The 20,744-nt window shown below is 69.5% G+C and carries 25 protein-coding genes; 17 read left to right on the top strand and 8 right to left on the bottom strand.

Going from position 1 to position 20,744, the window contains the following annotated elements:
- Positions 1-9: 9 nt before the first annotated feature.
- The 3 genes from B3E91_RS10850 to B3E91_RS10860 all read right to left on the bottom strand — a co-directional run bounded on the left by B3E91_RS10850 (position 10) and on the right by B3E91_RS10860 (position 1,933).
- Complete coding sequence (locus tag B3E91_RS10850) at positions 10-492, bottom strand: copper chaperone PCu(A)C (RefSeq protein WP_287029425.1); 483 nt, start codon at positions 490-492, stop codon at positions 10-12.
- 78 nt (positions 493-570) lie between these two features.
- On the bottom strand, positions 571-957 hold the full coding sequence (locus B3E91_RS10855) for a DUF2946 family protein (protein ID WP_287029428.1): 387 nt from the start codon (positions 955-957) through the stop codon (positions 571-573).
- 58 nt (positions 958-1,015) lie between these two features.
- Positions 1,016-1,933 carry a LysR family transcriptional regulator gene (locus B3E91_RS10860; RefSeq protein ID WP_287029431.1) on the bottom strand — a complete coding sequence of 306 codons (918 nt, stop codon included), beginning with the start codon at positions 1,931-1,933 and terminating at the stop codon, positions 1,016-1,018.
- A gap of 103 nt (positions 1,934-2,036) precedes the next feature.
- Between B3E91_RS10860 and B3E91_RS10865 the strand changes: the two genes are divergently transcribed.
- Both B3E91_RS10865 and B3E91_RS10870 read left to right on the top strand, forming a co-directional pair.
- Complete coding sequence (locus B3E91_RS10865) at positions 2,037-3,050, top strand: zinc-binding alcohol dehydrogenase family protein (protein ID WP_287029432.1); 1,014 nt, start codon at positions 2,037-2,039, stop codon at positions 3,048-3,050.
- Between the two features lie 105 nt (positions 3,051-3,155).
- Positions 3,156-3,329: a hypothetical protein gene (locus B3E91_RS10870; RefSeq protein ID WP_282340774.1), complete on the top strand. Its 174-nt coding sequence runs from the start codon at positions 3,156-3,158 to the stop codon at positions 3,327-3,329.
- A 60-nt stretch (positions 3,330-3,389) separates the two neighbouring features.
- Here the strand turns inward: B3E91_RS10870 and B3E91_RS10875 are convergent, their stop codons facing one another.
- A complete protein-coding gene (locus tag B3E91_RS10875; RefSeq protein WP_286784888.1) occupies positions 3,390-4,583 on the bottom strand; it encodes a multidrug effflux MFS transporter in 1,194 nt (397 codons plus the stop codon).
- A gap of 168 nt (positions 4,584-4,751) precedes the next feature.
- On the bottom strand, positions 4,752-4,949 hold the full coding sequence (locus B3E91_RS10880) for a heavy-metal-associated domain-containing protein (protein WP_287029433.1): 198 nt from the start codon (positions 4,947-4,949) through the stop codon (positions 4,752-4,754).
- Between the two features lie 89 nt (positions 4,950-5,038).
- Here B3E91_RS10880 and B3E91_RS10885 point away from each other — a divergent pair, with 89 nt between their 5' ends.
- The 4 genes from B3E91_RS10885 (at position 5,039) to cueR (ending at position 9,001) form a co-directional block, all read left to right on the top strand.
- Entirely contained in the window at positions 5,039-5,413 is a 375-nt protein-coding gene (locus B3E91_RS10885; protein WP_273230362.1) for a hypothetical protein, read from the top strand.
- A 104-nt stretch (positions 5,414-5,517) separates the two neighbouring features.
- Positions 5,518-6,042, top strand: a complete 525-nt coding sequence (locus tag B3E91_RS10890; protein ID WP_287029434.1) for a cytochrome b — start codon at positions 5,518-5,520, stop codon at positions 6,040-6,042.
- A gap of 76 nt (positions 6,043-6,118) precedes the next feature.
- Positions 6,119-8,509, top strand: coding sequence for a heavy metal translocating P-type ATPase (locus B3E91_RS10895; protein ID WP_287029435.1), 2,391 nt, complete (start codon positions 6,119-6,121; stop codon positions 8,507-8,509).
- A gap of 90 nt (positions 8,510-8,599) precedes the next feature.
- A complete protein-coding gene (gene cueR, locus B3E91_RS10900; RefSeq protein WP_090225370.1) occupies positions 8,600-9,001 on the top strand; it encodes a Cu(I)-responsive transcriptional regulator in 402 nt (133 codons plus the stop codon).
- Between the two features lie 66 nt (positions 9,002-9,067).
- Here cueR and B3E91_RS10905 read toward each other — a convergent pair whose 3' ends face one another.
- On the bottom strand, positions 9,068-9,955 hold the full coding sequence (locus B3E91_RS10905) for a PA4780 family RIO1-like protein kinase (RefSeq protein ID WP_090225369.1): 888 nt from the start codon (positions 9,953-9,955) through the stop codon (positions 9,068-9,070).
- Between the two features lie 333 nt (positions 9,956-10,288).
- Between B3E91_RS10905 and ada the strand changes: the two genes are divergently transcribed.
- The 3 genes from ada to B3E91_RS10920 all read left to right on the top strand — a co-directional run bounded on the left by ada (position 10,289) and on the right by B3E91_RS10920 (position 12,445).
- A complete protein-coding gene (ada, locus tag B3E91_RS10910; protein WP_287029436.1) occupies positions 10,289-11,341 on the top strand; it encodes a bifunctional DNA-binding transcriptional regulator/O6-methylguanine-DNA methyltransferase Ada in 1,053 nt (350 codons plus the stop codon).
- Between the two features lie 45 nt (positions 11,342-11,386).
- Complete coding sequence (locus tag B3E91_RS10915; RefSeq protein ID WP_282340764.1) at positions 11,387-11,629, top strand: hypothetical protein; 243 nt, start codon at positions 11,387-11,389, stop codon at positions 11,627-11,629.
- Between the two features lie 108 nt (positions 11,630-11,737).
- Positions 11,738-12,445, top strand: a complete 708-nt coding sequence (locus tag B3E91_RS10920; RefSeq protein ID WP_287029437.1) for a haloacid dehalogenase type II — start codon at positions 11,738-11,740, stop codon at positions 12,443-12,445.
- 259 nt (positions 12,446-12,704) lie between these two features.
- Here the strand turns inward: B3E91_RS10920 and B3E91_RS10925 are convergent, their stop codons facing one another.
- On the bottom strand, positions 12,705-13,982 hold the full coding sequence (locus tag B3E91_RS10925) for an acetyl-CoA C-acetyltransferase (RefSeq protein ID WP_287029438.1): 1,278 nt from the start codon (positions 13,980-13,982) through the stop codon (positions 12,705-12,707).
- An 89-nt stretch (positions 13,983-14,071) separates the two neighbouring features.
- Here B3E91_RS10925 and B3E91_RS10930 point away from each other — a divergent pair, with 89 nt between their 5' ends.
- From B3E91_RS10930 to B3E91_RS10965, 8 genes are all read left to right on the top strand, one after another.
- Positions 14,072-15,424 (top strand): 3-oxoacyl-ACP reductase, encoded by a 1,353-nt coding sequence (locus tag B3E91_RS10930; protein ID WP_287029439.1) that lies wholly within the window; start codon positions 14,072-14,074, stop codon positions 15,422-15,424.
- Between the two features lie 9 nt (positions 15,425-15,433).
- Positions 15,434-16,288, top strand: coding sequence for a MaoC family dehydratase (locus B3E91_RS10935; RefSeq protein WP_287029440.1), 855 nt, complete (start codon positions 15,434-15,436; stop codon positions 16,286-16,288).
- Positions 16,289-16,361: 73 nt separating this feature from the next.
- Positions 16,362-16,664 (top strand): nucleotide pyrophosphohydrolase, encoded by a 303-nt coding sequence (locus tag B3E91_RS10940; protein WP_287029441.1) that lies wholly within the window; start codon positions 16,362-16,364, stop codon positions 16,662-16,664.
- On the top strand, positions 16,661-17,410 hold the full coding sequence (locus B3E91_RS10945) for a methyltransferase domain-containing protein (RefSeq protein WP_287029442.1): 750 nt from the start codon (positions 16,661-16,663) through the stop codon (positions 17,408-17,410). The genes B3E91_RS10940 and B3E91_RS10945 overlap by 4 nt, the downstream gene beginning before the upstream one ends.
- Positions 17,411-17,441: 31 nt before the next feature.
- Positions 17,442-18,086: a DUF4136 domain-containing protein gene (locus B3E91_RS10950; protein ID WP_287029443.1), complete on the top strand. Its 645-nt coding sequence runs from the start codon at positions 17,442-17,444 to the stop codon at positions 18,084-18,086.
- Positions 18,087-18,139: 53 nt separating this feature from the next.
- Positions 18,140-18,700 carry a DUF4136 domain-containing protein gene (locus B3E91_RS10955; protein ID WP_282340852.1) on the top strand — a complete coding sequence of 187 codons (561 nt, stop codon included), beginning with the start codon at positions 18,140-18,142 and terminating at the stop codon, positions 18,698-18,700.
- 58 nt (positions 18,701-18,758) lie between these two features.
- Positions 18,759-19,307, top strand: a complete 549-nt coding sequence (locus B3E91_RS10960; RefSeq protein ID WP_287029444.1) for a GrpB family protein — start codon at positions 18,759-18,761, stop codon at positions 19,305-19,307.
- A 74-nt stretch (positions 19,308-19,381) separates the two neighbouring features.
- Positions 19,382-19,828 carry a DMT family transporter gene (locus tag B3E91_RS10965; RefSeq protein WP_090225352.1) on the top strand — a complete coding sequence of 149 codons (447 nt, stop codon included), beginning with the start codon at positions 19,382-19,384 and terminating at the stop codon, positions 19,826-19,828.
- A gap of 57 nt (positions 19,829-19,885) precedes the next feature.
- On the opposite strand, the gene B3E91_RS22255 is transcribed toward B3E91_RS10965, so the two are convergent.
- Positions 19,886-20,623: a methyl-accepting chemotaxis protein gene (locus B3E91_RS22255; protein ID WP_414708246.1), complete on the bottom strand. Its 738-nt coding sequence runs from the start codon at positions 20,621-20,623 to the stop codon at positions 19,886-19,888.
- Positions 20,624-20,744 lie beyond the last annotated feature (121 nt).

The raw sequence follows: 20,744 nt of genomic DNA on the forward strand, positions 1-20,744 counted from the left end.
CGCTGCGACTCAGTGCTTGTGCTCGCCGTCCATCTTCATCCCCGCCGCCGGCGCATCCGCCTGAACCGCCACCTCGACCTGCACGTCGCCGGCCTTTTCGAAGTCCAGCGTCAGCGGGAAGCGCTCGCCCAGCGCCGGATGCTTGTTCAGCTCGAAGAGCATCACGTGGTAACCGCCGGGAGCGAAGCGGGCTTCGCCGCCGACCGGCACGTCCACTGCCTGCACCTGCTGCATCTTCATCATCCCGTCCGCGCCGTGCACGTGCTCGTGCAGTTCGGCGCGGGCGGCGATCGGGGTGTCGGCGCCGAGCAGGCGGTCAGCGGTCTTGCCTTCGTTGTGCACCACGAAATAGGCGGCGATGGTCGGCGCCACCGGCGGCATCGCGCGCGACCACGGGTGGTCGATGTGCAACTGGCCGGCCTGGTATTCATGGGCGGCGGCGTTCAGGGCGCAGGCGCAGAGCGTGGCCAGCAGGAGAGCTTTCTTCAGCATGGTGAATCCTCGAAATCGGAAAACGGCGCCTTGTGGCGCGGATCGCGGTCGCAGCGGCGCTGCGTGGTCAGCGGGTAATCAGCCGAGGAAAAGCGGGGAGGCGCGCGGATTGGCCGAGGGCCAGACATCGCGCGGCGCGGCCGACGTGCGCGTGGGGATCGCGGAGGACGTAACGTCCACCGCCGCGGGGGCGACCAGGCGCCAGAGGCTGCCCGACGCCGAAGGGCTGTCGCCGGCCGAACACAGCGGGCATTGCAGATCGGCGAGCAGGGGCGTCGAACGGTCGCCGCCTTCCTTCAGCGCCGCGCCGGAGTTACCCAGCGCCGAACAGAAGCCGCCACCGAGGCCGGCGAGATCGAAGCCGCTCATCTGCCCACGGTGCAGGCTGCTGGCAAATGCGCCGAGCAGGACGCTGAACAGCAGCGCCCCGAGCAGCGACGCGGAATGGCGGCGGGAGAAGGTCATGCCGGCGACTCTACCACCCGGCCCGGAAGCGGCAAATGACCTGCCGCAGGCTCCGCGCTCACGCCGCGAAGGGCGCATCGGCCAGCAGCGCCTGGCAGTGCCGCGCCACGTGCTCGCGCAGCAGGTGCACCGCGCGGTTGAGCTGGGCGCGGTGCGCGCAGATCAGGTTCAGCGGCGCCGCGTCGCCCGGCATGCCCGGCAGCAGCACACGCAGCCGGCCAGCCCGAACGTCATTGGCGACATCCAGCCAGGATTTGTAGACCAGCCCGCGCCCGGCCAGCGCCCAGCGGCGCACCACGTCGGCATCGTCGCTGCTGCGATCGCCGCTCACCGTCACGCCGCGTTCGCGGCGGCCGTCGCTGAAGCTCCAGCGGTCGTGCAGCCGCCCGGCGATCATGTAGAGCAGGCAGTTGTGCGCGCCGAGGTCCTCCAGGCGGCGCGGCTCGCCGTGCGCGGCCAGGTACTCGGGCGACGCGCAGAGCACCCGGCGGTTGCCCGGCGCCACTGGCAACGCGACCAGGCTGGAATCCTCCGGCGCGCCGTAGCGCAGGGCGATGTCCACCGGCTGGCGGAACAGGTCGGCATTGCGGTCGCCCAGCAGCAGGCGCAGTTGCAGCTGCGGATGTGCCTGCTGGAAGCTGTCGAGCCAGGGCAACAGCAGGTTGCGCCCTAGGTCGGAGGGCGCCGAGAGCTGCAGCAGGCCGCCGATCTCGGCGCGCCCGCTGAGCAACAGGTCACGCCCCTCGGCGAGGTTCTGCAGCGCGTTGCGGGCGAACACCAGGTACTGCTCGCCTTCCGCGGTCAGCCGCAGGCTACGGGTGGAGCGGGTGAACAGCCGGCTGGCCAGCTCCTGCTCCAGGCGTTTGAGCGCGGCGCTGGCCACCGCCGGCGACAGGTCGAGCAGCCGCGCAGCGGCGGACAAACTGCCCAGCTCGGCAGTACGGACGAACACCTGCAAGTCATCCAGACGAAGCATTTTCAATTCCCTGTTGAAACAGACTCTATTCCTACCGGGTTTTTACAATCCCGAAAATAGGCGAGCATGCCTTCACTTCGAGAAACCTCACGGGAGAACCCTCATGAAAGCCATCGCCTACACCCAGTCGCTGCCCATCGACGATCCGCAATCGCTGCAGGACATCGAGCTGCCCGAGCCCACGCCCGGCCCGCGCGACCTGCTGGTGGAGGTGCGGGCGATCTCGGTGAACCCGGTGGATACCAAGATCCGCCGCAACGTGCAGCCCGAGGCGGGCCAGCCCAAGGTGCTCGGCTGGGATGTGGCCGGAGTGGTCAAGGCGGTAGGTGCCGAGGTCAGCCTGTTCAAGGTGGGCGACGAAGTGTTCTACGCCGGCGCGCTGGACCGCCCGGGCGCCAACAGCGAGCTGCACCGGGTCGACGAACGCCTGGTCGGGCACCGCCCGCAATCGCTGGACTTCGCCCAGAGCGCGGCGCTGCCGCTGACCGCGATCACCGCCTGGGAGCTGCTCTTCGAGCGATTGCAGATCGCCGAGGGCGAGGCCTCGCGCGGGCAGAGCCTGCTGATCGTCGGTGCCAGCGGTGGTGTCGGTTCGATCCTCACCCAGCTGGCCACCAGGCTCACCGGGCTGACGGTGATCGGCAGCGCCTCGCGGCCGCAAACCCAGGAATGGGTGAAGAGCCTCGGCGCCCACCACGTGATCGACCACAGCAAGCCGCTGGCCGAAGAACTCCAGCGGATCGGCGTCGGCCAGGTCACCCACGTTGCCAGCCTGACCCACACCGACCAGCACCTGGCGCAGATCGTCGAAGCGCTCGCCCCGCAGGGCAAACTGGCGCTGATCGACGACCCGGAGTCGCTGGACATCCGCCAGCTCAAGCGCAAGAGCCTGTCGCTGCACTGGGAGTTCATGTACACCCGTTCGCTGTTCCAGACCGACGACATGATCGAGCAGCACAGGCTTCTCGAGCGGGTCTCCGGGCTGCTCGATTCGGGCGTGCTGCGCACCACCGTCGGCGAGCACTTCGGCCGCATCGACGCCGCCAACCTGCGCCGCGCCCATGCCCTGCTGGAGAGCAACAGGTCGGTGGGCAAGATCGTGCTGGAAGGCTTCTGAGGGCTACGGTGGAGAGCGGCGTTTCGTCGGCTGCTTGACTCAGGTCAGCGGCTGCCGGGGATTCGCGCCTAACCTGCAGATTCCACCTTTTCGGGAGGTTATGGCATGAAGATCTCGGTCCGCGACACCGGAACCCCCTCGAGGCGCTGGCAGGTGCAACTCGACGGCTTCGCCGTGCAGTTTCGCAACGAAGCGGAAGCCCGCCAGTTCGTCAGCACCCTGCAAACGCGCCTGAACGCCCCGCACCCGCTGCCGCACAGGCTGCTGCGCTCCGCCTGAGGGCGCATCCCCGAACGCCGCAGTCGCCCTCCGGACGGCTGCGGCGTTTTCGTGTCCGGACTATTCGTTCGACGGGTGCGCGAGGGTGGTCTCCAACTGCCCGCTGAACCAGGCCAGCACCGCCGCGATCAGCCCGCAGAGCGCGATGACCGACGCCATCGGAACCGCGCTGCCATCGTGCAGCGCGCCGACCAGCCAAGAGGCGCCAGCGGCCACGGCGAACTGCAGGCTGCCCATCAGCGCCGATGCGCTGCCGGCGTGCTGGCCCTGCTTGGCCATGGCGCAGGCGGACGCGTTGGGGATGATGCAACCCAGGCTGGCCATGCCGATGAACAGCGGCACCATCAGTACCCACAACTGGGCCGGGCGGAACAGCGCCAGCAGCAACAGCGCCGCGCCGGCGAAGAAGTACAACCACACCAGCCGGCGCAGCCAGAAACTCGGCCCACGCAGGCGCAGCAGCCGCGCGTTGATCTGCGCGGCGAGGATGAAGCCCGCCGCATTGCTGCCGAACAACCAGCCGTAATGCTCGGCCGGCACGTCGTAAAGCTCGATGAAGACGAACGGCGACCCGGCGATGTAGGCGAACATCCCGGCCATCGCCACGCCGCCCGAGAGGCCGAAGGCGAGAAACTCGGGGTCGCGCAACAGGCCGAGGTAGCGCCGCAGGGTGCCGCTCAGGGGCGGACGGGGATGATCCGCGGAGAGGGTTTCCGGCAACCACAGCGCCACACCGGCCCCGGCCAGGGCGCCGAACAGGGTCAGGCAGACGAAGATCGAAGCCCAGCCGAAGCTGTTCAGCAGGAAACCGCCCGCGAAGGGCGCGAGGATCGGCGCCAGGCCCATCACCAGCATCAGTTGCGAGAACACCTTGGCGCCGTTCACCGGGTCGCACATGTCGCGCACCACGGCGCGGGAAATCACCATCCCGGCGCAGCCACCGAGCGCCTGGACGAATCGCGCGGCGATCAGCCACTCCAGGCTCGGTGCCAGGGCGCAGGCGATGGACGCGAGGGTGAACAGGCCGACGCCGAACAGCAGCGGCCCCCGCCGGCCGAAGCGGTCGGCCATCGGCCCGTAGCCCAGTTGGCCGATGGCCAGACCGGCGAAATAGGCCGCCAGGGACAGTTGCACATGCTCCACGTCGGTGCCGAAGGCGACCGCCATGGCGGGGAAACTGGGCAGGTAGAAATCGATGGCCATCGGCCCGAAGGCACTCAGGGAGCCGAGAATCAACAGCAGGCGTAACGGCATGCGTAGGCATCTCCAGGGGATACGGGATGCCCGCCGCGCGGACGCGGCAGGCCGGCGTCTGACGCGCCCTGACCGACAAGGGTACCCAGACCACCGGCGAATTACACCTCGTTGCGCAGGCGCGGCGACTCCCGGTCCGGGCCTGCCGTCGCTGTCACGCCGCCCTGTTCAGGCCGCGTCGACCTGATAGCCCTCCTCGCGGATCGCCTCGATCAGCGCCTGCGCCTCGGCCTCGCTTTCCACCCGGACTTCCCTGGCCGCCAGATCGACCTCGACCTGCGCCTGCGGATCGACGCCCTGCAACGCTGCGGTCACCGCACGCACGCAATGGCCGCAGGTCATGCCTTGAACCTTGAATATCTGCATGGAATCAACTCCTCTATGGAAAGTGATTGCAGTCTGGACCTTCACCTCATGGCAAGGTCAAGGCTGTCCCCGTCTCAGGAGTAACGCAGATGCGCCGTTCATTGATCGCCCTCACGCTCGCCTGCCTGGCCGCGTTGCCGCCGACCGCCAGCGCCCAGCAACCCGATGGCTACGCGGTGCTGATCGTCTCGCGCGACCGCCTCGAACTCGCCAGCCTGTGCGACATCGGCGTCTACCTGCAGGACGAGCTGGCGGCGCGGCTGATGCCGGGACAGGAGGCGGCGTTCAACCTGCCGCCGGGCGCGCTATCGATCCGGGTCGACTCGATCAGCGGGCCGGGCCCGTGCAAACCGGGGATGCTCCGTCCCAGCCCCCAGCGCATCGACCTGCGGGCCGGCGAGATTCGCCACTACGACCTCGCGCTGGGCGTTGGCGGCTACTACCTGCAGGCCGGCAACCGCTGACTGCGCGGCAGCATTCGCTACAAAAAGCCTCGTGACGGACGTGTGCGTATCCCCCTTCAAAACAGCAGGGTATATTTAGCCTGCTAATGATGAGGGAACACAGAATGGCCCGTTACTCGAACTCCCAGATCGCCCTGCACTGGCTCACCGCCGTGTTGATGGGGCTGATCATCGCCCTGCCCTACGGTCGCGATGTCTTCGGCGACTTCCTCGGCGGCACCGGCGGCGTATTCGTTTTGCACAAATCCCTCGGCCTCGCCGTGCTGGCGCTGACCGTGCTGCGCCTGCTGGTTCGCGCACGCCGCGGCGCGCCGCAGATACTCCCGCCCGATGCCGTGTGGCAACAGCGCGCGGCCAAGGCCGGACACGCGCTGCTGTACCTGCTGCTGGTGCTGATGCCGCTCTCCGGCCTGCTGTTCGGCAAACGCCCGCTGGAGCTGTTCTGGCTGATCCCCCTCGAGCCGCTGCCGCTGTCCGATACCACCCGCGCGGCGGCCAAGTGGTTCCACGTCACCGCCCAGTGGCTGCTCTTCGCGATGATCCTCGGCCACGCACTGATGGCGCTGGTGCACCACTACGGCAAACGCGACGGCGTGCTCGCCGCGATGCTGCCGGCGGCGCGCGGCTGAGTCTTCGCGCTTCCGCTTGACCTTGCCCAGGGGTCAAGGTTGAGCATGGGTCCATCGGCCATCCAGGAGTATTCCCATGCCCAGCCCGACCCTTCGCTACGACCTGCCCATCGCCGGCATGACCTGCGCGTCCTGCGCCGGTCGCGTCGAACGCGCGCTGGGCAAGGTGCCCGGCGTCAGCGTGGCCAACGTCAATCTGGCGCTGGAGCGCGCGCATGTCGAAGCCGACGGCGTCGCCCTCGACGACCTGATCGGCGCGGTGCAAAAAGCCGGCTATGAGGTCCCGAGCCAGCGCCTGGAGCTGGCCATCGATGGCATGACCTGCGCCTCCTGCGTCGGCCGCGTCGAGCGCGCGCTGCTCAAACAGCCCGGCGTGCGCAGCGCCAGCGTCAACCTGGCCACCGAACGCGCGCATCTCGAACTGCTCGGCAGTGTCGAGCCGGCCACGCTGATCAAGGCCGTCGAAGCCGCCGGCTACCACGCTCGGCCGATCGAGGAAGGCGCGCCGAGCGTGGATGCCGCCGCGCGCCAACTGCGCCGCGAGCGCTGGGCGCTGATCCTCGCCCTGGCGCTCGCCGCGCCCCTGGTGCTGCCGATGCTCGCACAGACGTTCGGCCTGCACCTGATGCTGCCGGCCTGGCTGCAGTTCCTTCTCGCCACGCCGGTGCAGTTCATTCTCGGCGCGCGTTTCTACGTCGCCGCCTTCAAGGCGGTACGCGCCGGCGCCGGCAACATGGACCTGCTGGTCGCCCTCGGCACCAGCGCCGGCTACGGGCTGAGCCTCTACCAATGGTGGACGGCGCATCCCGGCCACACGCCGCACCTGTATTTCGAGGCTTCGGCGGTGGTCATCGCCCTGGTGCTGCTCGGCAAGTACCTGGAAAGCCGCGCCAAACGCCAGACCAGCGCGGCGATCCGCGCCCTCGAAGCGCTGCGCCCGGAACGGGCGGTGCGCCTGGTGGAGGGTCGTGAAGAAGACGTCGGCATCGCCGAGTTGCGTCTGGACGATGTCCTGCGGGTGCTGCCCGGCGAGCGCTTCCCGGTGGACGGCGAGGTGCTGGAAGGTGAAAGCCACGCCGACGAGGCGCTGATCAGCGGCGAGAGCCTGCCGGTGCCGAAACGCCCGGGCGACCGGGTCACCGGCGGCGCGATCAACGGCGAGGGCCGCCTGCTGATACGCACCACGGCGCTGGGCGGGGAAAGCGTGCTGGCGCGGATCATCCGTCTGGTGGAGGACGCCCAGGCGGCCAAGGCCCCGATCCAGAAGCTGGTGGACAAGGTCAGCCAGGTGTTCGTCCCGGCGGTGCTGGTAATCGCCGTGGCGACCCTGGTCGGCTGGCTGCTCGCCGGGGCCGGCATCGAAACGGCGCTGATCAACGCCGTCGCCGTGCTGGTCATCGCCTGCCCCTGCGCCCTCGGCCTGGCCACGCCGACCGCGATCATGGCCGGCACCGGCGTCGCCGCGCGCCACGGCATCCTGATCAAGGACGCCGAAGCGCTGGAGCTGGCCCACGCGATCACCGACGTGGCCTTCGACAAGACCGGCACGCTGACCTCCGGCGCGCCGCGCATCGTCCATCTGCACGCCTGCAACGGCGACGAGGCCGGCCTGCTGCTGCAGGCCGGCGCCCTGCAGCGTGGCAGCGAACACCCGCTGGCCAGGGCCATGCTCGCCCTGGCTGAGGAGCGTGGCCTGGTGCTGGCGGACGTGCAGGCCAGCCAGACCCTCGCCGGTCGCGGCATCGCCGGACGCCTCGACGGCCGCGAGCTGGCCCTCGGCAATCGCCGGCTGCTGGAGGAGAGCGGCCTGCAGCCCGGCGCGCTGGCCGAACGTGCGCAGGCCTGGGAGGCCGAGGGACGCACGCTGTCCTGGCTGATCGAACGCGCACCGCACGCGCGGGTGCTGGGCCTGTTCGCCTTCGGCGACAGCCTCAAGGACGGCGCCGCGCAGGCCATCGCCGCGCTGAACGCGCGCGGCATCCGCAGTCACCTGATCACCGGCGACAACCGCGGCAGCGCGCGGGCGGTCGCCGAGGCGCTGCAGATCGCCGACGTGCACGCCGAAGTGCTGCCGGCGGACAAGTCCGCGGTGGTCGCCGCGCTGCGCCAGGGCGGCGCGCGCGTGGCGATGGTCGGCGACGGCATCAACGACGCTCCGGCCCTGGCCGCCGCGGATGTCGGCATCGCCATGGGCGGCGGCACCGACGTGGCCATGCACGCGGCCGGAATCACCCTGATGCGCGGCGACCCGCGCCTGGTGCCAGCGGCGCTGGAGATCAGCCGGCGCACCTACGCGAAGATCCGCCAGAACCTGTTCTGGGCCTTCGTCTACAACCTGATCGGCATCCCGCTGGCGGCCTTCGGCCTGCTCAACCCGGTGGTCGCCGGCGCCGCGATGGCGCTGTCCAGCGTCAGCGTGGTGAGCAACGCGCTGCTGCTGCGCTACTGGAAACCCGATGCTTCGTAGTCTGCGCCATGCGCACCGGGACAACCCAGGCGGTGCGCATCGCGCACCCCAGGCAACGACAACGAACCTCCCGCAGAACAGGAGAAGCCCATGAACATCGGCCAGGCCGCCCGCCACAGCGGGCTCTCGGCGAAGATGCTGCGCTATTACGAAAGCATCGGCCTGCTGCCCGCCGCCGCGCGCAGCGACAGCGGTTACCGGCACTATTCGACCGAGGACCTGCACCGCCTGGCGTTCATCAAGCGCTCGCGCGACCTGGGCTTTTCCCTGGCGGAAGTCGGCAAACTGCTGACCCTCTGGCAGGACCGCCAGCGCGCCAGCAGCGACGTCAAGGCGCTCGCCTGCGGCCACATCGACGAGCTCAACCGCAAGATCGCCGAACTCGCCGGCCTGCGCGACACGCTGCAGGAGCTGGTCGACCACTGCCAGGGCGACCATCGCCCGGACTGCCCGATCCTCAGGGACCTGGAATCCGGCGGCTGTTGCGCCTGAACACCGCGCACAAAAAAGCGAAGCCGAGGCTTCGCTTTTTTGATTCCGGCGCCGAAGCACCGCCGTTCAGCTCATCCACGGCGGTGGCGGCGGTTCCTGCTCCTTGTCGTCGTCATCCTTCAGCGCAGCCTGGCGGCGCGCTTCGTCGGCCAGCGCGGCCTTGATCTCACGCATCACCGCGTCGACGTCGGCTTCGTCCTCGGCTTCGACGAACTGGCCGGTCAACCGGGTCTCCGGCGTCAGCTTGCCCTCCTCGAACAGCGCCCACATCTCCTTGGCGTATTTGGTGTACTTGAGCTCAGGGGCGAAGCGGCCGAAATAGGCGGCCATGTTGCCGACGTCGCGCTCGAGCATGCTGAAGGCGTGGTTGTTGCCGGCGGCGTCCACCGCCTGCGGCAAGTCGATGATCACCGGGCCGTGGGCGTCGAGCAGCACGTTGAATTCCGAGAGGTCGCCGTGGACCAGCCCGGCACAGAGCATCTTGACGATTTCGCCGATCATGAAGGCGTGGAATTCGCGGGCGTCTTCCGGCTCCAGGTCGACGTCGTTGAGACGCGGCGCGGCATCGCCGTAACCGTCGTCGATCATCTCCATCAGCAGCACGCCGTCGAGGAAATCGTAAGGCTTGGGTACCCGCACGCCCGCCGCGGCGAGGCGGAACAGCGCGCTGACCTCGGCGTTCTGCCAGGCCTCCTCGGCCTCCTTGCGGCCGTGCTTGGTGCTCTTGGCCATGGCGCGGGCATCGCGGCTGTTACGGACCTTGCGCCCTTCCTGATACTCGGAGGCCTGGCGGAAGCTGCGCTTGTTGGCCTCCTTGTAGACCTTCGCGCAACGCAATTCGGTGCCGCAGCGCACCACGTAAACCGCTGCTTCCTTGCCGCTGAGCAAGGGTCGCAGCACTTCGTCGATGAGGCCGTCCTCTAGCAACGATTCCAGTCGTTTGGGCGTTTTCATCGGTCTCCTTGGGACTCGTAAGGGTCAGCGAGGACTCTGTAAAATTTTCCGCAGCCTAGCATCGGCGCGACGGCATTTCGCCTCCCCTGAGGACCGATTGTCACAGAAGCCCGTCTGGCATGCGACCTTCCGGCGCGCATTGGCAAGGCCCTCGGGGAATTGGCGGAAGAAGCCTGCGAGGTCCGCGTCAGCCCCTTCGTCAGCCTTCGACCACCCTCATCGCGCTGCGCTCCCTGACAGCGTTCGCAACGGCGCCGTTTGAAAGCGCGTTGCGGATTGGCTGCGCCGCCGCGGGCGGTGACAATCGAACCTCTTCAACCGAGCGATCCGTCCATGCCCGACTCCGCGCGCTACTGGCAAGCCGTCTGCGAACGCGATGCCGCCTTCGACGGGCGCTTCGTCTTCGCCGTGCGCTCCACCGGCATCTACTGCCGGCCGAGCTGCCCGGCGCGCCGGCCGCTGCGCACCAACGTCAGCTTCCACGCCGATGCGGCCGCTGCCGAAGCCGCCGGTTTTCGCGCCTGCCAGCGCTGCGTGCCCAACGGCCAGAGCCCGGCTCAGCAGCTGGACGCCCTGGTGGCCGCCGCCTGCCGTCTGCTGGAAAGCAGCGAAGCCACGCCGACGCTGGAGCAACTGGCCGCGCGCATCGGCCTGTCGCCCTCGCACCTGGCACGGGCATTCAAGGCGCGCACCGGGCTGACGCCGCGCGCCTGGGCCGCCGCGCAGCGCCGCCAGCGCCTGGAAGCCGCCTTGCCCGAGGCGGACTCGGTGCTCGAGGCGGCGCTGCAGGCCGGCTACTCGGGCACCCGCGCGCTGTACGAAACGCCCGCCGCGCTGAGCCCGGCGCAACGGCGCCAGCGCGCCGCCGGCGAACGCCTGCGCTATGCCTTCGCCGCCTGCCCGCTGGGCCTGCTGTTGCTCGCCGCCAGCGCACGGGGCGTTTGTGCGCTGCTGTTCGGCGACGACCGCGAAACGCTGCTCGCCGACCTGCGCCAGCGCTTCGCCGCCGCCGAACTGGACGAAGACCCACAGGGCCTCGGCGACTGGCTGGCGGCGACGCTGCGCCAGCTGGACGAGCCGGCGCGCGCCGCGCATCTGCCGCTGGACCTGCGCGGGAGCGCCTTCCAGCAGCGCGTCTGGCAGGCCCTACAGGCGATTCCCTCGGGGCAGACGCGCCGCTACGGCGAACTCGCCGAACAGCTCGGCAGCCACCCGCGCGCCATCGCCCGCGCCTGCGCCAGCAATCCGCTCGGTCTGCTGGTGCCCTGCCACCGCGTGGTCGGCGCCAGCGGCGCGCTCAGCGGCTACCGCTGGGGCGTGCCGCGCAAGGCGCTGCTGCTCGCCGCCGAAGCCGATGCCCGCGAACGCGAACCCGAGGGAAACTGAGCGCGCCGGCGTGGTCGGAAGACAAACCCGCCCAGGATTCTCGCCATGCACGCACTCAAGCATTACCACGTCAGCTACCGCATCAACGGCCAGGACGCGTCCCTGGACATGCAGGAATTCGAGGAACCGAGCCTGGATCAGGTACGCCTGCGGCTGATGCAGAAACACCAGGCCGAACCCCAGGTGACCACCGATGCGCCTTGGGAAGATCCGGTCTGCGACAGCGAGTACAGCCGCATCGCCGAGTTGGGCATCAGCGATATCCGGGTCACACCGAAACAGGCGTAATTCCAGTGCGCCGCCCGGTGCGCAGGGCGCAGCGCGCAGGGTGCGCCGCGCGCACGGCTACGAACCCAGGGTGCACAGGGAGCCCGCCACCTGATGAGGAGATTGCCAGTGAAAGCCATCGTCTTCGACGTGTTCGGCACCGTGGTCGACTGGCGTTCCAGCCTGATCGCGCAGTTCGCCGAGCTGGCGCGGGAAACCGGCCAGGCGATTCCCGGCGAGACCCTCGCCGATGAGTGGCGCGGCCACTACGCGCCGTCGATGGACCGCGTGCGCCGCGGCGAGCAGCCCTGGACGGTGCTCGACGACCTGCACCGGCAGAGCCTGGATCGATTGCTGGAAGCTCACGGGCTGGACTTCGACGAGGCGCAGCGGCAGCGTATCAACCGATTCTGGCACCGGTTGGAGCCCTGGCCCGACAGCGTCGCCGGGCTCACGGCGCTGCGCCGGCACTACACCGTCGGCAGCCTCACCAACGGCAACCTCAGCCTGATGCTGGACGTCGCGCGGCATGCCGAGCTGCCGTGGAACATGCTGTTCTGCGCCGACCTGTTTCGCCACTACAAGCCCGACCGCGAGGTCTATCTCGGCGCCTGCGAGCTGCTGGGCCTGGCGCCCGAAGACGTCATGCTCTGCGCCGCGCACAACTCGGACCTGAGCGCGGCCCAGGCGTTGGGCTTGAAGACCGCCTTCATCCCACGCCCCCACGAGTACGGCCCGCGGCAGACCCGCGACCTGCACGCCGAAGGCGACTGGGACTACGTCGCCAAGGACATCCTCGACCTGGCGATCCGCCTGCGCAGCGGCGATTCCGCGTAGGGATCGCCAGGCGCCGCCCCGTGGTTACGCGGCGCTTCGGCGGACGAGCGTGGGCTGAAGCCCACCCTACGAAAAATCGCACCGGCCCGTAGGGTGGGTTACGCACTTCGATGAACAAGCGTGGGCTGAAGCCCACTCTACGAATGCGGTGCTGCGCCGGTCTGTAGGGTGGGTTAGGCGCTTCAGCTAATGCATCGGCCACACGGCATGGACACGCGCCGTAACCCACCAGGCGAGCTCTCGCCGAGCGCCATCCGCTTCAACGCTCCAGAATCGCCGTCACGCCCTGGCCGCCGGCGGCGCAGATGGAGATCAGTCCGCGCCCGCTTTGCGCGGCGGCGAGCAGCTTCGCCAGGTTGGCGACGATGCGTCCGCCGGTGGCGGCGAACGGGTGCCCGGCGGCAAGCGAGCTGCCCTTGACGTTCAGCCGCGTGCGGTCGATGGCACCCAGCGGCGCCTCCAGGCCGAGTCGGTCGCGGCAGTAGCCAGCGTCTTCCCACGCCTTCAGCGTACAGAGCACCTGGGCGGCGAAGGCTTCGTGGATCTCGTAGTAGTCGAAGTCCTGCAGCGTCAGCCCGTTGCGCGCCAGCAGCCGCGGCACCGCGTAGACCGGCGCCATCAGCAGCCCTTCCCTGGCCTTGACGAAATCCACCGCCGCCGCCTCGCCGTCCCTGAAATAGGCGAGGATCGGCAGGCCGCGCGCCCTGGCCCAGTCCTCGCTGGCCAGCAGCACCAGCGAGGCGCCATCGGTGAGCGGCGTCGAATTGGCCGCCGTGAGGGTGCCGCGCGGGCCCTTCTCGAACACCGGTTTCAACGTCGCCATCTTCTCCAGGCTGATGTCGGCGCGCAGGTTCTGGTCGCGATTCAGGCCCAGGTAGGGCGTCAGCAGGTCGTCCTGCCAGCCCTCGGCGTAGGCGGCGGCGAGCTTGTGATGGCTGTCGTAGGCCAGCTGGTCCTGCTCGGCGCGGGGAATCGCCCACTCCTGCGCCATCAGCTCGCAGTGCTCGCCCATCGACAACCCGGTGCGCGGCTCGCCGTTGCGCGGCAGCGCCGGCTTGAGGTGGCCGGGGCGCAGCTGCATGAACGGCATCAGCTTGTCGGCCGTGGATTTGCCGCGATTGGCCTGCAGGAGGATCTTGCGCAGCCCTTCGTTTACCCCGATGGGCGCGTCCGAGGTGGTGTCGACGCCGCCGGCGATGCCGCTGTCGATCTGCCCGAGGGCGATCTTGTTGGCCACCAGGATCACCGCTTCCAACCCGGTGCCGCAGGCCTGCTGGATGTCGTAGGCCGGCGTTTCCGGCGCCAGGCGCGAGCCGAGCACGCATTCGCGGGTCAGGTTGAAGTCGCGCGAATGCTTGAGCACCGCGCCGGCGGCGACTTCGCCGAGGCGCAAGCCGTGCAGGTTGTAGCGCTCGATCAGGCCCTCCAGCGCGGCGGTGAGCATGTCCTGATTGCTCGCGGTGGCGTAGGCGGTGTTGGATCGGGCGAAGGGAATGCGGTTGCCGCCGACGATGGCGACCCGGCGCAACGAAGTCATGGCGAGGCTCCTGGTTGAGGCCGCGCCGCCGCGAACGAGTGGCGGCGCGACGTGGTCCACTTTGGAGATTCAATGCAGGAGTCCGTTCCATGAGCGACCGTTATTTCACCTTCGCCAATTCCGCTCTCGGGCAGAAGCTGGTGGCCTCCCTTGGCCTGCCCTCGCCGGTGCCGCTGGAACGCTGGAGTTCCGGGCGCGGGCGCCCGGTGGACGGCGCGCTGCTGCTCGGCGGCGATGGCGCGCTGGCCGCCGGCCTGCTGCCGAGCCTGGCGAGGCTGACCGATGCGGTGTACACGCCGAACGCGGTCGCCGGCCTGCCGAGCTGGACCGCCGAGCACGGCCCGCGGCTCAAGGCCCTTGTGTTCGATGCCAGCGCGATCGTCGACTGCGACCAACTCGTGGCCCTACGCGACTTCTTCCAGCCTGCGATGAAGAGCCTCGCCAGCAACCCCCACGTGGTGGTCCTCGGACGGCCGCCGGAAACCCTCATCGACCCGTTCGCCGCCAGCGCGCAGCGCGCCCTGGAAGGCTTCACCCGTTCGCTGGGCAAGGAAATCCGCCACGGCGGCACGGTGCAGTTGCTGTACGTCGGCGAAGGCGCCGAGGACCAGTTGGAAGGCGCCCTGCGCTTCTTCCTCTCGCCGAAGAGCGCCTACGTCTCCGGCCAGGTGATCCGCCTCGCGGCCAGCGAGCAACGGGTACAGGACTGGACACGGCCGCTGGCCGGCAAGCGCGCGCTGGTCACCGGCGCCTCGCGCGGCATCGGCGCGGCCATCGCCGAAACCCTCGCCCGCGACGGCGCGGAGGTGGTGCTGCTGGATGTGCCCAAGGCGCAGAAGGAGCTCGACGCCCTGGCCGCGCGCCTGGGCGGCAAGGCGCTGGGCCTGGACATCGGCGGCGAGGAGGCGCCGCAGCGGCTGGTCGAGGCGCTGCCGGACGGCGTCGACATCGTCGTGCACAACGCCGGCATCACCCGCGACAAGACCCTGGCGAAGATGACCGACGAGCTGTGGAACTCGGTCATCGCAGTCAACCTCAAGGCGCCGCAGCGGCTGACCCAGGCACTGCTGGAGAGCAGCACGCTGCGCGACGAAGGCCGCGTGCTGCTGGTGTCCTCCACCAGCGGCATCGCCGGGAATTTCGGCCAGACCAACTACGCCACCAGCAAGGCCGGGCTGATCGGCCTGCTGCAGGCCTGGGAACTGGAGCTGGCCAAGCGCGGCATCACCATCAACGCGGTGGCGCCGGGGTTCATCGAGACGCAGATGACCGCGGCCATGCCGCTGACCATCCGCGAAGCCGGGCGGCGGATGAATTCCCTCGGCCAGGGCGGCCAGCCGCAGGATGTCGCCGAAACCGTCGCCTGGTTCGCCCAGCCCGCTTCCGGTGGCGTCACCGGGCAGGTGCTGCGCGTCTGCGGACAAAGCCTGCTGGGCGCCTGAGGGGTCGACATGAGCCAACCCTGGACCGAGTTGCACGCCCCGCCCGCGCTGCCCGAGCTGTTCCTGCGCGCCGCGTTGAAGCGCAAGGTCAGCGGCCGCACGCTACCCGAAGGCGGCCTGCGCTGCCCGGTCAGCGTGGAGGCGCGCCACCTCGCCGCCTACCGGCGCGTCTGCGCGTTCGCCGACGACGGCCGGCTGCCGCCGACCTATCCGCACGTAATGGCATTCGCCCTGCAGATGCGCCTGCTGACGGCGGACGACTTTCCCTTCCCGCTGCTCGGCCTGGTGCACCTGGAAAACCGTATCCGCGTGTTGCGTCCGCTCGGCGGGCTGGGCCCGTTCCGCGTCGGCGTGCGCGTGGCCGACCTGCCGCCGCACGCGAAAGGCGCGCTGTTCAGCCTGCTGATCAGCGTCGACGACCAGCTCGGGCCGCTCTGGGAAGGCGAAAGCCGTTTCCTCAGCCGCGCCGCGAAGCTCCCTGGCGAACCGCGTGAGGCCGAGCCCCGCGCCGCGCTGGCGCTCGCCGAAGTCGACCGCTGGACGGCGCCGGCGGATATCGGCCGCGCCTATGCGCGGGTCGCCGGCGACTACAACCCGATCCACCTCAGCGCCCTCAGCGCGCGCCTGTTCGGCTTCCCCCGCGCCATCGCCCACGGCCTGTGGCTCGAGGGGCGCAGCCTGGCGGCGCTGGGCGATCGCCTGCCGGACGCCGGCTACGAGGTGCAGGTGCGCTTCAAGAAACCGCTGCTGCTGCCTGGCGAGTTGACCCTGCTGGCCAGCGCGCCGGCGACGAGCGGCCAACTGACGCTACGCGGCGCGGACGACCTGCCGCACATGGACGGCGAGTGGTCCACGCTGCCCTAGCCGCCGGGCCGCACGCCGAACCTTGCGCGGGCGGGCGCAACCCTCGAAGCTATGCGGCTCCAAGGAGCCCCGCATGAACCTCGAACAGCTCACCGCCCGCATGCACGCGATCCGCGATGCCAACGACTGGCGGAAATTCCACAGCCCGAAGAACCTCGCCATGGCCGCCAGCGTGGAAATGGCCGAGCTGGTGGAAATCTTCCAGTGGCTCGACAAAGACCAGTCGCGCCAGCTGCCGCCCGAGCAGCTCGAACATGCCGGCCAGGAAGTCGCCGATGTGGTCCTCTACCTGCTGCTGATGTGCGCCGAACTGGGCATCGACATGGACCAGGCGGTGCGCGCCAAGCTCGCCGACAATGAGCGGCGCTTCACATGAGCGACCGCCACTTCGACGCCCTGGCGACACGCTTCGCCGAGAAGATCTACGGCGGCGCCAAGGGTGCGATCCGCCTCGCCGTGCTGCAGGCCGACCTCGCCGAAACCTTGCCGCAACGCCCACTGCGGGTGCTCGACATCGGCGCCGGGCTCGGCCACATGGCGCTCTGGCTGGCCGAGTGCGGCCACCAGGTGACCCTCGCCGAGCCGGCCCAGCCGATGCTCGACGGCGCCCGCCAGCGCTTCGCCGAGGCCGGCCTTGACGCCACCTTCATCCAGGCGCCCTGGCAGGAGCTGCCCGAACGGCTGGAGGCGCCCTACGACCTGGTGGTCTGCCACGCGGTGCTCGAATGGCTGGCCGAACCGACGGCGATCCTGCCGGCACTGCGCCGGCTCACTGCCGACGATGGCTGGCTGTCGCTGGCGTTCTACAACAAGGACGCGCTGGTCTACCGCAACCTGCTCAAGGGGCATTTCCGCAAGCTGCGCAAATCCAGCTTCGCCGGCGAGGGCCAGAGCCTGACTCCGCAGCGGCCGCTCGACCCGCGCGAGCTGGCCGCGCAACTGCACGCCGATTGGCGGGTCGAAAGCACCAGTGGCGTGCGCGTGTTCCACGACTACATGCCGGCGGAATTCCAGGCCAAGGCCGACCCCGCCGACCTGATCGAGATGGAACTGGCGCACCGCCGGCATCCGGCGTTCGCCGGGCTGGGCCGTTATCTGCACTGGCTCTGCCAGCCACGCTGAGAGGGCGTTCATACGCCGCAGGAGATTGACCATGAAGCGTCGCTTCGCGTTTTCCGCCACCCTCGGCCTGCCCCTGGCGCTGCTGCTCGCCGGCTGCGCGAAGGACAACCCCTACACGGCCAGTTCCAACCCGCTGCCGCCGGCCCCGCCACAAGCCACGGCGAATGCCTACGACGCCAGCGCCTATCCGGCCGCCCCGCGCGACTACGGCCGTTACCGCAACTGGAGCTGGGCGCAGGGCCGGATGCCGGCGGGCGCCAGCTGGGCGACGCCCGAGCAGATAGCCGAAGCCGTGGCCGCCGGCCTCGACCGACGCGGCCTGCGCCCGGCCCAGTCCGGCAACCCGGCCGACCTGCAGGTCAGCGCCGATCTGCGCGTGGAGCGCCGCGTGCGCCGGGTCTACGACGACTATGGCTACGGCGGCAATTACGGCGGCGCCTACGGGCGTGGTCCCTATGGGCGCGATTACTACGGCGGCTACGCCAGTGCGCCGATCGTGCGCACCTATGAGGAACAGGTCCTGGTGGTGCGCATCGAGCTGCTCGACGGCGCCAGCCGCCAGCCGGTGTGGAGCGGTAGCGCCGAGGCGCGCGCCGGTGGCGACAGCCCGTCGGCGAACCGCGAGGCGCTGCGCGATGCGGTCAACCGCGCGCTGGAAAAATACCCGCCGTCCTGACCCCACGCGCGGGGCGTATCCTCGAACGATCAGGTTTTTTCGGAGAATCGATGATGTTCAAAGCACTGCTGTGGATACCCGCTCTGCTCCTCCTCGGCGCCTGCCAGTCGGTCCAGATCGACCGCGACTACGACGCCACGCGCGATTTCGCCGCCTACCGCAGCTGGGCCTGGCAGGCACCGGTGGTTCAGTACCGCCCCGACGATCCGCGGATCAAGAGCGACCTCACCGAACAGCGTATCCGCGAGGCGATCGGCACCCAGCTCGACCAGCGTGGCCTGCGCCCGGCGGCGGCTGGCTCTGCGGCGGACCTCAAGGTGCAGGCCTGGCTGATCGTCGACGAGCGCCGGGAGGAGGTCAGCACCAACTATGGCGGCTATTGGGGCGGTTACTGGGGCAACTACTGGGGCGGCCCGGCGATCAACCAGACGCGCACCATCGACTACAAGGTCGGCACCATCCAGATCGACCTGCTCGACGGCAAGGACGGCAAGCTGGTCTGGCGCGGCAGCGCCGAGCAGATCATGCGGCAGAACCCGCCCAGCCCGAACGAACGCGCCCAGGCGATCAACGACACCGTGGCCAAGGTGCTCAGCCAGTATCCACCGCGCTGAGCCGGCCCGCTCCGTTCGCCCCGAGACCCCAAGAACAGGCTCTGACAGGAGAAACGCCATGGCCGATAATCCGCGCCCCGTCACCCTCGATGGCCGCCTTCCCGCCGATGCCGAGGCCGTGGAATTCGTCGAGGCGCAGGCGGATGGCTCGCAGCGCTATGCCGAAGCGCTGGCGGAGCTCGACGGCACGCTGCAACGCGAGGGCATCCTCGGCGTGCGCTTCGAGCACGTCGGCGGCAGCGCGGTGCCCGGCCTGGGCGGGCGACCGTCGATCGACATCCTCTTGGTGCCTCCGCACACCCTGGACAGCGCCGACCTGGTCGAGCTGCTGCACGGGCTCGGCTACCGCCAGCGGGGCGACGAGTTGGTGAGGCGTGGGCAACGCCTGCGGATTCTCGATCCGCAGCAGGCCGGGCAGGCCCTGCGGGTGCGCGACTGGCTGCGCCAGCACCCCGAGGACGTGGCGACCTTCAACGCGCTGAAACGCAAGCTGGTGGACAGCCCGGTCGCCGACGCGCAGGCCTACGAGCGCGGCAAGCAGGCCTTCTTCGCCACCCTCCTCGCCCTCGCCGATGCCGAGGAGTCGGCCGCGCATCCGCCGCGCTGAACGGGCTCGTCATGCGAACGCGATGTCGCACGGCTGGGGCATAATCCCCGGCCCTCTTCCCGACCGGAGTCCTTATGCCTTTCGCCTGGTGGCTGCTCGCCCTGCCCTTCGTCGCCGGCTCGGTCCTGACCCTGCAAGCCGGCATCAACGGCCTGCTGGCCAGACAGGTATCCAGCGTCGCCGCGGCAGCCTTGATTTCCTTCGCGGTCGGCACCGCGCTGCTGTTCTGCATAACCCTGGCCCAGCGCGAACTGCCCAGCCTGAACATGCTCAAGGGGCTGAGCTGGTGGCAGTGGTGCGGCGGCTTCCTCGGCGCCTTCTTCATCGTCACCGCGGCGTTCGCCGGTCCACGGGTCGGCGCGCTGCTGTTCATGGTGCTGGTGCTTGCCGGCCAGCTGAGCATGGCGGTGGTGCTCGACCATTTCGGCTGGGCCGGCTTTCGCGAAGCGCCGATCAGCCTCGGCAAAATCGCCGGGCTGGTGCTGATTCTCGGCGGCGTGTGGCTGATCCGGCGCGGCTGATCGACCAGCCCGGGCACCTCGGGCCAGAGGTCTCCTGGGTGCACCCGCAAGGGCCGGTCAGAGGCGGAAACGTCCCACCTGCGTGCTCAGGTCGTCGGCCAGGCCGCGCAGCACCTGGCAATCGTCGCGGCAACCGGACACCTCGCTGGCGGTGGCCTGGGCCAGATCGGCGATGCCCTGCACGTTGCGGTTGATCTCCTCGGTCACGGACGACTGCTCCTCGGTCGCCGCGGCCACCTGATGGTTCATGTCGCTGATCCGTTCGACCTGGTCGCTGATCGCACTGAGCGATTGACCGGTGCGCTGACTGGATTCTACGCCGGTGCCGGTCGCGGCCTGGCCGGCGTGCATCGAACTGACCGCGGTGTCGGCGCCCTGCTTGAGGCGCCCGATCATCTGCTGAATTTCGTCGGTGGAGGCCTGGGTGCGGCTGGCCAGCGTGCGCACCTCGTCGGCAACCACGGCGAAACCGCGGCCCATTTCGCCGGCCCGCGCGGCTTCGATCGCCGCGTTCAGCGCCAGCAGATTGGTCTGCTCGGAAATCCCGCGGATCACCGCCAGCACCTGGTCGATGGAACCGATCTGGGCCGCCAGATCCTGCACGGCGCGGGCGGCGCTACCGATCTCGGCGGACATCTTCTCGATGTTCGCCACCGACTGGCCGACCACGGTGCGCGCCTGGCCGGCCTCGTCATGGGCGCACCGCGAGGCCTGCGCGGCCTGGCTGGCGTTGCGCGCGATCTCCTGCACGGTCAGCCCCATCTCGTGCACCGCCGTGGCGACCATGTCGGTCATCTGCTGTTGCTGGCCGGTGCGCCCGGCGGTGTTGTCCACCACCTTGGCGACGTGGCCGACCGCGGTGCGCAACTGGGCGCTGGTCGCCAGCACGTCGCCGATCAGTTGCCGCTGGCTGCCG

Source organism: Pseudomonas sp. UBA6310, assembly GCF_002438225.1.
GTDB lineage: Bacteria > Pseudomonadota > Gammaproteobacteria > Pseudomonadales > Pseudomonadaceae > Pseudomonas_O > Pseudomonas_O kuykendallii.